Raw genomic sequence first — 14956 nt, 5'->3', positions numbered from 1 at the left:
GTTGGGAGGTCAGGTCTAGTATCCCTTATTATAGGATAGTTTGAAAATTTGAACATAATTTTGACTTATGCCTTCTATCGGCATAATTGAATATTATGCGAGATATAAGGCGATTAAATAATTAAACAACTTAATTTTTGAATGGGGATCTGAATCCATATCTCTTTTTTAATGTGCTGCAAACATAAACCGAACTTCTAAGAATGGTCGTTAGAAAACACACAGAAATTCATTAGAAATTCATTAGAAAAGGAAGCCAGCCATCTTACGCCAAATGAAGTATTCTATCAAAACAATAAAAAAGTGTCCTAAATAATCTTAAGTTTGACCTAAGCTGTCCGGCAAACGAGGAGTACTTCAGATTGATTATTCCCACTTTTTATTTGCTTACATTCTAGTCGTCATCCTTCTTTTTCTTTTCCAGGATCACGAATGCACTTCGCTTAGGGGCGGGCATTATACTGTCTTCCCCCTTAACAGATTTCCAGATTACTTCATTGAGATCCAAATCCGGTGCGCTGTCTTCTTTCGCAAAGCTAAACAGTTCAGAACGCCTACTGCTCTCATTAACGGCAACATTTCGCGTATCAAGATTGATTAACGGTTGTTTCAATACATACGGAGTAAAATCAGGCTTACTCGTGAAGCATTCAAAAAGAGGAACCGCAGCAGCATCGTACTGGCTCATTGGAGGCAACCCTAAGATTAGTTCCATGGTTCTAAGGAATCCTGAAGTGGAATACATGGTATGCACTGCCACATTTCGCTTTACATATGGGCCAATCACATATGCCGGAGATCGATGCGCATCTACATGATCAGGCCCGTTTTGTGCATCATCTTCTAAAATAAAAACGACAGATTCCTTCCAGATTGGACTGTTTGACAAATGCTCAATGATACGGCCTACAGCCAGGTCGTTATCAGCTACAGCAGCCTGTGGAGAGATCTTCCCCTTCTTTTGACCACTGGTATGGTCGTTTGATATCCGCAAAGTACTAAACTGAGGAACCGCCCCAACAGTCATCAGTGAATCAAAATCCTGTTGCCATGCATCTGCCCTAACCTGATCTGTAATATCCATATCAAATCCAGGTGAATTAGGGCACATATGCCCTTGTAACGACTTGATGTTTGCTTTATCATAATCACCAAACTCCCCATAGCTCCGGTAAGAGACACCGGCACGCTTACAGTAATCCCATATAAAGCCACCTTTAGGATAAGTAACCGGACGGCCTCCTTCAAAAGTAGTTGAACCACCACGGGCACCATAACTCGTTGGCCAGGTTTTTTCTACAACATCTGTAGCATAGGCCGCCATACTCCAGTTATGACCATCCGCACTCACTTCGGCATCCACATAAAAATTATCCAGCAATACATAATCTTCAGCAAGCGCATGTTGGTTTGGAGTAATCCTTCTACCAAATAAACATAAAGAAGAGTCGCCATTACCTTTAGGAATATCACTCAACACCTGATCGTATGTACGGTTTTCCTTAATTATATAGAACACATGTTTTATCGGCGACTTTTCACCCATTCTGCGGGGAATGGGATTACCAGCTTCCCCATCGGCCAGTTCAGTTCTTTTATTGCTAAAGGGGGTATTGGCGTAAACCTGTTTGGTATACAATTTCAGCTGTTCCGGTTTAGGTGATGCGATGAATGACAAGGTGCCTTTGAACAATCCGGCAATGTATTGTAGCCTGCTATTGGCTGTACTCCCCATTTGGTAACCACTGTTATCCGCTTTAGCTATAGGCTGTGGGCCCTTAGGGTTCGGTAAAGAGGTGTTTCCTTTTCCATTACTTACCAATATTTTTGCGCCTAAAGTCTTAACACTTGTGGGATACCACCCTACAGGAATAAATCCCTGGCTTAAACTGCTGCCGGGTTGACTAACATCAAACACCGCCAGACAATTATTGTCAGCATTGGCAATGTACAGTGTTTTTTCATTTTTGCTCAGCGCCAATCCATTGGTCGTAGATCCGGTCAGTTGAGTCGCGTATAGTGTAGTAGCAATGGTTTCGATCACTTTGCCTGTTCCGGTATTGATGACAGAGACAGTGTTGTCGTTGGCATTGGCTACAAAAAGAATAGTTCCTTTTTTATTGAGCAACAGCTCATTTGGATGATCACCAACGGGAATAAGCTTCATTATCTTTTCTTCTGCAAGATTAACTACTGCAACCCGCTTACCGCCCCATAGGCTAACATAAAGCTTACGCTCATCAGCCGAAAGTGCACAGCTATAAGCTATTGCAGGCAACTGAACTTTACTAAGGATCTTCTTATTCGAAGGATTGATGATATAAAGCGTACTGTCTTCTTTCGTTACGGTATACAACCTGCTATTCGCTTCGTTTATTGCAATACCAGCCGGACAGATTTTCCCTTTAGGCCAAACTGGTCCTAATGTGATCGTATCGCATGCCCCCAGCATACCATTTTTCAACTGAAAATCAAGAATCCAATTGTCATTCCCACCAGAAACGTATAAATGTCGCTCATCTTTGCTAAACGCAAGCCCGTACCAGGATTTCCCAAGTATTTTTTCATCAATCACCCGTTCTGTTTTTGGGTCTACCAGCTGTAGCGTCTGAGTACTCTGCCCGTTATTGGTGACTGCCAAAAGGTTCCCTGATGCACTTAACTGCATGTTCAGAGGCAAATCTCCCAATGGAATAGAACGTCCCGCCGGACTTAGTTTCCATCCGTTAGGTAACAGTACCTGATTACTTTGATCCAGCTTCCCAGGCCACTGTGCAAAGACTTGTCCGAAGCCAATAAAATATATAAAAAATAGAACTACTAATCTTTTCATCTTCCTGTTAATAAAGTAATTTGATATGTGTTTAAAAAGGACCAATATTAAACATCAAGATTAAAAAAAACGAAGGCTCGATATTATGATTAAGTTAAATTCTAAAACATTGAAAGAAGCTGTGTTTTTGTAACAAAACAGTAAAAAATCCGTCTGTTCTATAAAATACCTGGGAATATGCAGATCGTCTATAAAAAACTTCTTCTCGTTGCAGCGCTCTTATGTGGCACAGGCCTTGCCAAAGCTCAGACCAAACAAATCCTTATCGATTCTTTGATTACCCGTTCAAACCAGCTTGGGCTGTTTAATGGCAATGTGCTCATCATAGAACAAGGTGGACCAATATATCGCAAAGCCATTGGTTATACCGATGCTTCCAAACAAACTTTGCTTACAGATCAATACCGGTTTCATATCGGTTCTATTGCCAAAGAATTTAATGCGATCGCTATCATGACGCTGAAAGAGCAGGGTAAGCTGAACATAGATGATAAAATATCTAAATACTTAACAAAGCTACCCAAATGGGCACAAACGATCAGTATTAAAAATTTACTGCAATATGCCAGTGGCCTCCCTAATTTGAAATGGAAAGACATTCAGAATGATGCAGCAGCAATGGATTCGCTTAAAAGTGTAGCGAAACTGGATTTTGAGCCTGGTACCCAATATGCTTATAACAATAGCAACATCTTATTACAAAGACAGATTGTGGAACAGATAACTGGGATGAAATTCGCCGATTTTGTCACTAAAAAAATTCTTAAACCTCTCAAAATGACGTCCTCTTTAGTCGACCCGAATGATACCACCCCTCTCATGGCCAAATCCTATAATAATAACGGAGTACCTTCGCCCCTGGCATCACCTATATCTGGCTGGACGGCTGTTACCCTCGATGATTTTTACAAATGGGAACAAAACCTGGAACATTTCAAGCTCATTAGCATTGCTTCCACAAAAGTACTATTGACACCATTTGGACCAAATAAGCAATGCGGTTTGGGCGGTGGCAAGATAGCCGGAGATCAAATGATTACACATACACATGACGGTACTGCGCTTAATTACCAGGCTTTGCTTACAGCCAATTTTAAACAAGGACGCACCGTGATTTTGCTGACCAATAATAAACAAAACAACCTTTATGACATCAACAATGCCATACAATCTATTCTGGATGGAAAGCCATACCTGCAGCCTAAAAAACAGGTCATTAATGCATTAGAAGATAAACCGGATAAGACAACAGGAACCGAGCTATTAGCGGCATATCAGGAATTGAAAACGAAGCATTCGAATGAGTACAGTTTTGATGAATCAGCGCTCAATACACTTGGGTATTCCTTACTAAATAAAAAGCGCTATGATGATGCAATATTGATTTTCGAACACAATATCACCTTGTTCCCGAAATCCGGAAATGTTTACGACAGCCTTGCAGAAGCATATTATAATAAAGGTGATAAGGTTAATGCCTTACTCAATTACAAGCGCGTGCTGGAATTAGATCCCTCAAATAATGGAGCCAGAAAAATGATAACATTACTTCAGCAACCGTATTAGTGATCAGATCACCAAAACTGCCGCTCCTTGTATTTTTCCTCCCCTCAAATCAATCAATGCCTGATTGGCCTCCGAAAGTGGATATAATTTTGTTTCTGTGGTAATGTCTATTTCAGCTGCCAACTTCAGAAAGACTTCTGCATCTTGTCTTGTAAGGTTTGCTACAGATTGTATACTCCGTTCTTCCCATAAAATTTCATATGGAAAAGAAGGGATATCGCTCATATGAATACCACCGCATATTAAAGTTCCCCCTTTATCCAAATTCCTTAAAGCCTGTGGAATCAGTTCGCCAACAGGAGCAAAAATAATTGCCGCATCCAATTTTACCGGCGAAAATTCCTTTGACCCACCTGCCCATGTTGCCCCTGTTTTTTTTGCAAATTCCTGTGTAACCTGGTCTCCATCACGAGTAAAAGCATAGACATCTTTTAACTGATGCCTGGCTACCTGAATAAGAATATGAGCCGCAGCGCCAAAGCCATAAAAACCTATAGCTTTAGCATTTTCCGGAATCATACTGTAGCACCGATAGCCAATTATACCCGCACAAAGCAAAGGCGCCTTAGAGAAATCACTTAATCCCCCCGAAAGCATGTAGCAAAATTGCTCCCCCGCAACCATATATTCTGCATAGCCTCCATCCAACGTATATCCTGTGAATTTTGCATATTCACAAAGATTCTCCTTTCCCATATTGCAATATTTGCATTTTCCGCAAGTATACCCAAGCCAGCCTGTGCCCACAATATCTCCTAACTTATATTTTATGCTGTGCTTGCCCAGCTGCACTATTTCCCCGATAACTTCATGACCAGGAACCAACTGAAGTTTTGGCTGATCGAGATCTCCATCTACAATATGCAAATCAGTCCGGCAAACACCACAGGCCAACACTTTAATCAATACCTCTCCTTCTAAAGGTTCGGGAACAGGTATCTGTTTGTACAAAAGCGGCTCGCCTTGATGTTCCAGCACCATTGCCCACATTTGATGTGGTAATTCGATATAACTTTCTAATAAAGATGACATACCCTCAGCTTATTAAGATAAACCTGAACATCATTTTCACTAACCTGATCAAAGTTTTCATAAAAAGCACCCACTGCACCAAATTCTTCTGGTACGATTAAAGCGACCACTTTATCTACTTTCTTTGATAGTTTCTCAACTGCATCTATTGAAGCAACGGGAATTGCCACAATTATCTTTCCGGGGTTACTCTTTTTTATAATATTAACTGTACCCAAAATGGTATGCCCGGTGGCCATACCATCATCAATCAGAATCACAGTTTTACCTTTAAGATCAGTTGGTTGCTTGCTTCCAAGAAATAAATCCTGCATATGTTCGAGTGTGGTACGTATTGATTTAAGTTCGTTCTTAATGTATGCTGAAGATACATCCAATACCGGTATAATGTAATAATCATTAAGGCTAGCTGTTCCAATAGCATACTCTTTATTTAAAGGATGACCAATTTTCTTTATCAAAAGAATTTCAACAGGAAAATTCAGTTTTTTTGCGACTTCATAAGCTATCGGTATTCCTCCTCTGGGTATTGCCAATATAATACCAGGCTCATCTTTATAGCTCAGGAGCTCATCAGCAAGGAATCTTCCGGCCTGCCCCCTGTCTTCAAAAAAATGTTGAGTTCCCATATGTATGTTTTTCCTTTAGTTTTGCAAAATTCCCGGTAGCATCACCATGGCAAGACGACGTGTCCGGGCTTTCTTAATGATCCACTCTTTCTTTATCTTCTTTAGAATATCCGCGTCATCTGCTGATAAATCGCCAGATAAAGCTTCATTTAATAGCGTTAACCCAACAACACAATCCAGATATTCATTTAAAATATTACTTAATTCATCCAATTCGTGCCTATTCACTTTACCGGCAATCGGAAAATACTTGCGAGCCCTGGTATGAAATACTTTAAGGGTATATGATACATCTTTCAGGTATTTTTTTAACACATGTAAGCGGCCATTCTGAATGTTTCCTCCTGTCAATTTACCAATAGCCACAGTTTTTTTTTGAATAAACTTATCCAGTATCCTTTTCGACACCCCATCCGGCGCTTTCTTTTTCATCCGTTTTGTGGCTTTGTAAAAACGAAAATCTTTTAAGACTGTAAGGAGCGTGCCTTTCGCTACGGCTATTTGATGTAATACCTGATGAGGATAGCTGTCTGCTTTATGATAAAACGGAAAGATATTGTGATAATAGAGTTGCAAATCCCGAACCTTTCCGGTGTACCTATAAATCTGCTTTAATTCGGAAGGAATCATTGGCCTTTTTTCTGCTGAGGATTTCAATCCGGCCAAACGCAAAAAAGCTCTTAGTTTCTTGAATCCTATCCGTAACTGATGTATAGCTTCTTTGTCTCCACCAGCCAGAATGAGCTTAGCATATTTTTCAATATATGCCATTCTTTTTTCCAGATACCATTTCACTCTCTTCCTTTTCATGTTTTAAAATTAATTGCCATTTGTACGACGACCAGGAAAGCAATTTTAAAGCAGCAAAAATTATGCTTAAGATTTACTTTTAACCCAGTCATTTATAACCAATCCGCAAATCAGAAAATAAAGGAGAGTACTGGCAGTTACAACATCCGACAACACTGCAAACCCAGGTATGTTCATTGTTAACATAAGGAGCACCAAAATAATATCAGCTATTATTGCGAAAAGTAATATGCTGCCTATCCCCTGCTGATAAAACCTCTTTTTTGTTCGTACAATCACAATATTAAAAATGCCGGTAAAAAAAAGAATCGCGAAGCCAAAGGAATGGAGCTGGTCAATCTGGGTAATTCCTAAATATTTTTCCCCAATAAACAACCATAAAAGTGCTTCTGCTGTGCATAGTAAACCCAACACGAAACCTTTTTTAGCAAGTGGCTTTAATGCCCAACTTTCCGGCTTTTGGGACCAATTGACCCGATCTGTAGATAATGTTAAAGCCACAAAATCCAAAAGAAATAACAGCATAATCATGTCCATGGCATCTACAATAAATTGTCCAGTTATGAGGTATGCAGAGCATACAAATATGACTGTAAACAATGTTTTGGAGATTTTACTTACCACCCAATTTGTTATGCGATGATGAATGGTACGGCCAACAGTAATCAAACTGATGATACTTTCCAATCCTTCTTTTAATAAGATTACACTTGCCGCCTGCTTAGCAACATCTGTTGCTGATTTGACCGCAATCCCCACTTCGGCTTGCTTTAATGCAGGGGCATCATTAACCCCGTCGCCCGTCATACCGGTTATTTCATGGCGTTGTTGTAAAACGCTTACGATGTTAAATTTGTCTTCCGGTAAAACCTCTGCAAAGCCATCATGCCCAATCCTCATTTGGGGATTGGAATCTGCGTTAGACTTGTTTCTGAGCAGACGTGCTGAAACGATGTCGCGACCTACACCAACTTCTATGGCAATCTCTTTTGCTATAGGTAATGCATCACCTGTCAGCATTTTTACCTTTACTCCTAACTCTTTTATTTTGGCAATCATTTCTGCCGCATCAGGTAAAGGCGGATCTATAAGCGCAGCAATACCCACCATTTTAATGGTATTCTTATGTTTTACAGCTACTGCCATTGTTTTGAAACCTTTGCCCGCCCATATTTCTACCGTTTTATCTAATTCTGATGTCTTATGTCTACACAATTCCATAAGTGTATCATATGCTCCCTTTAACACAGTGAATTGTTCGCTGTCCTTTTGAACAACGGCCTCGGTTCTTTTAGCTGCAGCCGTAAAGGGTACAAATGAAACCTGCTTATAGTCCTGCATATCTATATGCTCTGTAAAGGCCTTTTGAATAAAAGCCATGTCAATTGGATCATTATTAGCGGTTACCGAAGCCAATACAGCATATTGAAGAACTTCGGTAACTGTAAAACCCCTGGCAGCTATGACCTCCTGGACTGATAATCTATTCTCAGTAAGCGTACCTGTTTTATCAATGCATAAAGTAGTCATGGTGGCCGCATCCTCTGTAGCACTTAAGCGACTCACCAATACCCCCACAGCCGCCAGTTCTTGTGAACCCTTTGCCATACTAACTGTAAACATAGCTGGTAGCGCCACGGGGACTGCCGAAATTAATAAAATGAGTAAAAGAGGCAGAATTGACAAGAAAGTTTCTCCTCGCATCAATGAAACCACAACCGTCATGGTCAGGAATACCAGCACTATAATAATGAGTATTTTTACCACATTGGCTACTACATCATCCATATGTAGCCGTGGTTTAGCTTTTTGAACTAACTCAGCAGTTTTACCAAAGAATGTCTTAATTCCTGTAGCGACGATCACTGCCGTACACTCCCCGTTCTTAATGATGGAGCCTGCATATAATACATCGCCATTTTTTTTATTGTTCAGCTTTGATTCTCCTGTTAAGGCCGATTGATCTACACCTGTTTCGCCATCAATCAGTTTAGCATCAGCAACGATCAGATCACCGGTACGAAAACGTACAATATCTCCGGGCACAATTTGGTTTCCTTTAATTTGTTGCCATTTTTTATTTCTTAGAACACGTATAGCTACTTGCAGGCTTCCTTTTAAGGCAGCTACCGTTTTTGTAGCCTTGCGTTCCTGAATAAAACTAACAATGGCATTAAACAGCATTAAGCCACTAATCAGGTATACATCTATATATTTACGAAGCAAAAAAGACACAACAATGGTGAATTCCAACATAAACGGGGTAAGCCCCAAAAAATGTTTAAGAAACACCAGCAACATGGATGGCTTTTCCTCCGGTACTTCATTTAACCCGTAAGTCTTTTGACGCTCATGTACCTCAGAATTGGTTAATCCACTATCCGTCTGCACTTTAAATTCGGTTAAAACATCAGCAATGGATTTGTCTTCATTTGGATCTTTTTGACTATTCATATTTTACGCAGACTTCACCTCAACTACAAATCCATCGAAACAATTGTTTCATTTTATGATATTTTGCCTCCAAATTTCCTAATAGTTAACGTTTACATACCTTATAGGTTCCATTAATTGGGCGGCATATGAACGGACATTGAACGGACACTCTACGGATTAAGTCGTTCAGCGTCTGATTAAAATCCAATAACTAATAGTAAAATAAATTACCTTTAGTTGAAAACTCACCTTAAACTGATCGTTATCATATTACCAAAAGTCGTCGATTTCGATGGGTTTAAAGGCTCCGTATTCCATAAACATTCTCTTACGGTTAATAGCATATTTACAGCATCCAGACTAATGAGCTGAAAGGATAACAATTTTTCATCTTTTGACGAATACTTCCCTTTCATAGGAGAGTCAACTCTAAAAACATTGAGATTAACATCTTGATCTGGCCCATGATAAATATAGAATTCATTCGAATTGCTATGACCATGGAAATAGGCTTTAATGTTAGGATATGCCTTTAGAAATTTCACAAAGCCTCGTTGTTCAATGTCTGTCATTCCCTTATCTTCAGTTTCATTTTTAGCCTCTTTGTAACGCTCAACAACAAGATTTTCGAACTTATCTCGTTCTGTTATACCGTACGGAGACACAGGGTTTGTAAAATGCTTAGCATCGCAAATGGGTGGATCATGAGTAAAGATGATGACTGGCGTTGTACTCGATACGGTATCTAAATCATTTTTTAGCCAGATTCTTTCTGCAGAATCTGGCCATAAATTAATGAAAGCAATGTGTACACCATTTACATTTCTGCAATAGTTTACTTTATGCAGGTTATAATCATAATTTTTGCTGGTAATTAACTTTTCCGGCTTGATCATCTTATTATAGATATTGACCATTGATGCAGGATCGGCTATTGGCTGCATGGCTTTATAGTGCCCTATTGCATTCGATATGTCATGATTTCCAGGAATTAGTAACAGCTCCGTTTGGGATCCGTTATGTTGCTTCAAATTTAGATGATCTACATAATCTGATTCAAACTCTTTCCAGGAAGCTGTTGCACTTTGTATAGGTATTTCCATTCGGTTAGCAATGTCTCCACCTTCAATCAAATACTCAATACCTCCAACCACATTGCCACTGTTAGCCCCATTATCTGCTGGCAGCTTTAATTTAGGCAGCTCATTAATTGCCGCAATCATAGCCGAATTTACAGTATGACCTGATACATTTTTAGCCCCACGAAAATCGCTTCTGGTGATGCCATAATGTGCATCAGAAGTATATATAAAATTCAGGACCGCAGTTTTTTTAGCACTTTGAGCAAATACTGCCGGACTGATCACAAGCACATTGAATGCAACAGCGACCAGCAACCCCAATCCCATTTTAATAAATTCTTTTAACATAATGATTAATGCTGATTACCTGTTCCATTAATTTGATAGGCGCCAAGATCTCTTCCCGGAGGAGTTATTTCAGTAGCTCCAAACTTCGGATCAATTGGTACATCAGCTCTGGGCGTAAAATTGGTAAACCCTTTCCCTATACATGGAGAGGTTAATTTCAATGCAAAATTATATTTCCCAACTGTAGTGATGTCTTCAAGCTTTACTCCCGCAGGTAAAGGTACAGGAGCGTCAATAAACTGAGGATTGTTAGCACCTATAATTATAGGGTTTGCAGTATATTCATCTCCAGGTTTCCAATTTGCCGGCAAGAAAGTAGCCGGATTAGGAATATCAGTAGACCTCGCCTCTGTTATGGCAGCGCTGTTTAACAGCGAAGGATAAATTTGATTGGCAACCGAAGCAAAATCTGCATAAGTGAAATTATAGCCATATCGTAAATTTTCCAGATCGGCAATTGGATTTTGAACCACACGTAAACCAAACTTACAGTTCACCATCAGGTTATTATAAGCCATACCGCCTGCATCCTGTTCAAAATTGATTGATCCGCCCCTTCCAATAGCCTGTCTTCTGTAACCACAATTTACAATCGTATTATTATAAATTCTAACATTAGAGTTGGGTACGCCAACAGCTGCTCCTGCATTTGAAATCTTAGGCCCATTAGTCGCAATTCCTATGCATAAATTATAGGCAAAATCTCCAATTGTGCCTGCTTTTGCATTTAAAGCCTCTCCACCTGTTGCACCACATTTTTCAAATGTGTTTCTCATAATGGCAATTTTTCCACCCAACGTACGAATTGGGTCATCAACACTACCATAAACCCAGGAATCTTCCAGTACCAATATACCATATGGATTCTGGAAAAATAAAGGATACGGACTTTTTGAAAGTGTAGCAATTGCACCGCTTGGAGTGGCGCCCCCAAATTCGATATGTGTCCATTTGATGATTATTGCTTTACAAGTAGGACCACCAATTATACCGGTCCACTTGGCCTTAAGCGCTGGATCTTTTGCCGGATCAGCACCAATTTGATCGGTTTTAACCGTACCTGGAGCGGTAAAAAGATTGGGATTTTCTTTAGTACCTAAACAAATTAATGTTCCTTTTACACCAAGCCCATAATTTCCGTTAAAATTTACAGTTACTCCCTCCTGGATGGTTAAAGTATCATTTTCATTGACTATTAGATTTCCACATACGTTATAGGTTTTACCGGATAACATGGTTCCTTTTACGGCCAATTCAGTATTAGTACCCGTTGGTGTTAAACAACCTACATCACTTATTGGGGCAGCAACTAAAACTACTGCTGATGACAAATCCTTATGGTCCGCAATTTTCTTGCACGAATAGAATAGTAAACCCGGAATCAGTAAAGTGACTAAAAATAATATTTTCGTTTTCATATGATTAAAGTTTGTAGCGAACACCTAATAAAAAGCTTGGTTTAAAATAATCCTTCTGTACAGTAATTTTATGGTCAGGATCTGTTTGGAGGTTTAATGGCCTTGCCCCCGGAGCATTTAGATAGTCATTATAAGATTGATGTAATTCCAAAACATAAGGTGTATTGGTTAAGTTATTCGCTTTACCATAGATTGAGAATGACTTATTTAGCCTTTTTTCTACCGAAAAATCAAGTCGTACTGTAGGCGCCTGCCAATAGTCCAATCCATAATTCGGACTTACCAAAGCGATACGTTCGCCTGTATAAACAAAAGCTACCTGAACATCTAAACCGGCATTAGGATCCTTATACAGCAAGGCCAGGTTCCCGATATGATTGGATTGTCCTTGCAATGGTCTCGTTTCTGATAGGATTTTACTCATTACCTGTCCGGCGTCATTTCTATAGGACATTAGCTTATCAGATGTAATTTTTGACTTGGTATAGGTATAATTGGCAACCACTCCAAACGGGCCAAAATATTTAGTATATACAAACTCAAAACCATAGTTTGTGGCATCACCAAAATTTTGAGGGATCAGCATCAATTCGGTAATTCCGACCTTCAAAGACGTTAAAGGGTTCTTTACGTTTGTTGCAATTTCAATCGGATCATGAATTTTCTTATAAAAAACACCAACTAAAATCTCATCCGCATTTTTTGGAAATAACTCATATCTTAAATCCAGATTATCAGCAGTGGTATGATTTAAACCAGATGGATTACCCGATTCTTTGAATATATCTCCCTGTTGCCCATCTGGTATTAATTCTGCAAAACCTGGTCTTGCCAAAGCTTTGTAATAAGACAACCTTAAATTCTGATTCTCTTTCAAGACATATTTAAATATTGCGCTTGGCAAAAAGTCAGTATAAGTAATTTTACCTGTTTTAAAAGGAACTGAAGTTGGCAATTGGGTATTGTAATTTTGGCTGGTATTTTCAACCCTTAATCCGCCCAAAGCCTCCAATTTATCCGTCAACTGCCACTTGCCTTGAACATAACCTGCAGCAATGTTCTCCTTAAAAGTATAATTATTACCATCAGGTGAAAATAAGGCTGCATCAGGAGTTTTGAAACCCAAAACAGCATCATTTACATTCGTATAAAGTTCGCCCGGCGTTGGATCCAAACTATAAGCGCTGTAATAATTATCCCTGGTTTTATTTCGCTCCACACCGCCAAATTTTAACTCAAACTTGCGGCTTAACAGGTCAAAACTATTAGTAAAATTTAAATACGCTGAGTAATCTTTGTCGCCATTATGTGTCCATATCCGTTTCATTCCCTGTACCCTATCGCCACTAACTGCTGTGGATGCAATCGGAAATTCATGTATAAACTCTGCCTGATCAGGAATGTGATTATTAGCATCCGAATAAGCTAAAGACCAATCTACCTTTGTGCTTTTTAATAATTGGTGATTTCCCTGAAGTGTGGCGTTGTAGATGGATTGATACTGCCATTTGCTTCTGCTCATGCCATCAACCAAAGAGCTTAAAGCAATGGTATCGCTAATCATCCTGGATTGGTAATCATCCAAACGAACGAAAACATTGATCAGGGATATTTTATTCTTATCATTTATTTTATAGTCCAATTTACTGTTTAAACCCAGGCGGCGACTTTGCTGGGAATACGAACGCGCCTGAAGTTCAGGAAACTGGGGCACATTATTAACCCCCGGGTGGGCATTCGGCAGGAAGAAGAGCGAGTTATTCCCGGTATAGTTATTTTGATAGCTTCCGGAAACAATAAACCCAAATCTATTGTCCTTTCCAAAACGGCTACCAAAGGTAACGCCCAGATTAGTATTTATCGGGTTCGATTTATTGGAGAAGTTAAGGTTATCCGTCGGAAAATCTGAAGGTAAAGCGCGGTAATTATTCCCATTTAATTCGCTGGGCGAAAGCTTGTCTATTGATGATCTGCTAAACGCAGAAAAAGGACGATCTGCAAATACCGTATTATATCCGGCCGTAAAGTTCACATTAAACAAGGTTTTAGCAGGAGCATCTTTCATCACTAAATTGATAGTCCCACCTATTGCATCACCTTCCATTGATGGGATCAGTGTTTTACTTACTTCAATACGCTCCAATAATTCTGCAGGAAATAAGTCCAATGGTATAAAACGATTTTTATTATCAGGGCTTGGAATTTTTATCCCATTAACCAGTGTATTGATGTAACGTTTCTCCATGCCTCTGATGATTGGGTACCTGCCTTCACCCGATGAGCTTCGCTCAATAGTTACGCCTGATATACGTTGCATTACGTTCGCAACTGTGATATCGGGTGAAAGTTCGATATTTCGGGATGAAACGATATTAACCAACTGGTTTGCATCCTTTTCCAGGGTTCTGGAACGCTTATCAGTAGATCCTCCGTCGCCGGCAATGGTTACCGCCTTTAACTCTTCGGTATTTGATTCTAATTCTACACTTAAGTATGTTGTTTTCTTAGGATTTACAGATACTTTTACCTTTTTTGTTCTATATGACAAATAGTGAAACTCCAACTGATAATCTCCTTGCTTCACATGTTTAAAATTGAAATTTCCATCTAACTGTACAAATTCAACTTTGCCATTTTCTTTCATTAATACAGATGTACCTACAATAGGCTCCTTTGTAACGGCGTCGGTTACTTTACCTTTAATGGCCTGGGCAGATCCATTGAGAGAATATAATATGCATAGGAATAACAGTAAAAATCTACTTAGATGATAAAAATGTTTCATTTGCTGGCTTTAAGTTT

9 protein-coding genes are annotated in these 14956 nt (G+C 39.4%); 1 reads left to right on the top strand and 8 read right to left on the bottom strand.

Annotated features, from left to right (window positions below):
• Window positions 1-394: 394 nt before the first annotated feature.
• On the bottom strand, window positions 395-2833 hold the full coding sequence (locus tag P0Y49_07850) for a bifunctional YncE family protein/alkaline phosphatase family protein (protein WEK21051.1): 2439 nt from the start codon (window positions 2831-2833) through the stop codon (window positions 395-397).
• Between the two features lie 177 nt (window positions 2834-3010).
• Between P0Y49_07850 and P0Y49_07845 the strand changes: the two genes are divergently transcribed.
• Window positions 3011-4399: a serine hydrolase gene (locus P0Y49_07845; protein WEK21050.1), complete on the top strand. Its 1389-nt coding sequence runs from the start codon at window positions 3011-3013 to the stop codon at window positions 4397-4399.
• Between the two features lie 3 nt (window positions 4400-4402).
• Here the strand turns inward: P0Y49_07845 and P0Y49_07840 are convergent, their stop codons facing one another.
• The 7 genes from P0Y49_07840 to P0Y49_07810 all read right to left on the bottom strand — a co-directional run bounded on the left by P0Y49_07840 (window position 4403) and on the right by P0Y49_07810 (window position 14939).
• Complete coding sequence (locus tag P0Y49_07840; protein ID WEK21049.1) at window positions 4403-5431, bottom strand: zinc-dependent alcohol dehydrogenase family protein; 1029 nt, start codon at window positions 5429-5431, stop codon at window positions 4403-4405.
• A complete protein-coding gene (locus P0Y49_07835) occupies window positions 5416-6060 on the bottom strand; it encodes a phosphoribosyltransferase family protein (protein WEK21048.1) in 645 nt (214 codons plus the stop codon). Before P0Y49_07835 ends, P0Y49_07840 begins: the two co-directional genes overlap by 16 nt.
• A 15-nt stretch (window positions 6061-6075) precedes the next feature.
• Complete coding sequence (locus P0Y49_07830; protein ID WEK21047.1) at window positions 6076-6870, bottom strand: CHAD domain-containing protein; 795 nt, start codon at window positions 6868-6870, stop codon at window positions 6076-6078.
• Between the two features lie 66 nt (window positions 6871-6936).
• Window positions 6937-9324: a plasma-membrane proton-efflux P-type ATPase gene (locus P0Y49_07825; GenBank protein WEK21046.1), complete on the bottom strand. Its 2388-nt coding sequence runs from the start codon at window positions 9322-9324 to the stop codon at window positions 6937-6939.
• Window positions 9325-9551: 227 nt separating this feature from the next.
• On the bottom strand, window positions 9552-10736 hold the full coding sequence (locus P0Y49_07820) for a metallophosphoesterase (protein ID WEK21045.1): 1185 nt from the start codon (window positions 10734-10736) through the stop codon (window positions 9552-9554).
• 5 nt (window positions 10737-10741) lie between these two features.
• Complete coding sequence (locus P0Y49_07815) at window positions 10742-12154, bottom strand: hypothetical protein (protein ID WEK21044.1); 1413 nt, start codon at window positions 12152-12154, stop codon at window positions 10742-10744.
• A gap of 4 nt (window positions 12155-12158) precedes the next feature.
• Window positions 12159-14939, bottom strand: coding sequence for a TonB-dependent receptor (locus P0Y49_07810; protein WEK21043.1), 2781 nt, complete (start codon window positions 14937-14939; stop codon window positions 12159-12161).
• Between the last annotated feature and the right edge of the window lie 17 nt (window positions 14940-14956).

Source organism: Candidatus Pedobacter colombiensis (assembly GCA_029202485.1).
Classification (GTDB): Bacteria; Bacteroidota; Bacteroidia; order Sphingobacteriales; family Sphingobacteriaceae; genus Pedobacter; species Pedobacter colombiensis.
The sequence above is the reverse complement of the archived record's forward strand: the minus strand, read 5'-3'. Positions and strand labels throughout refer to the sequence as shown.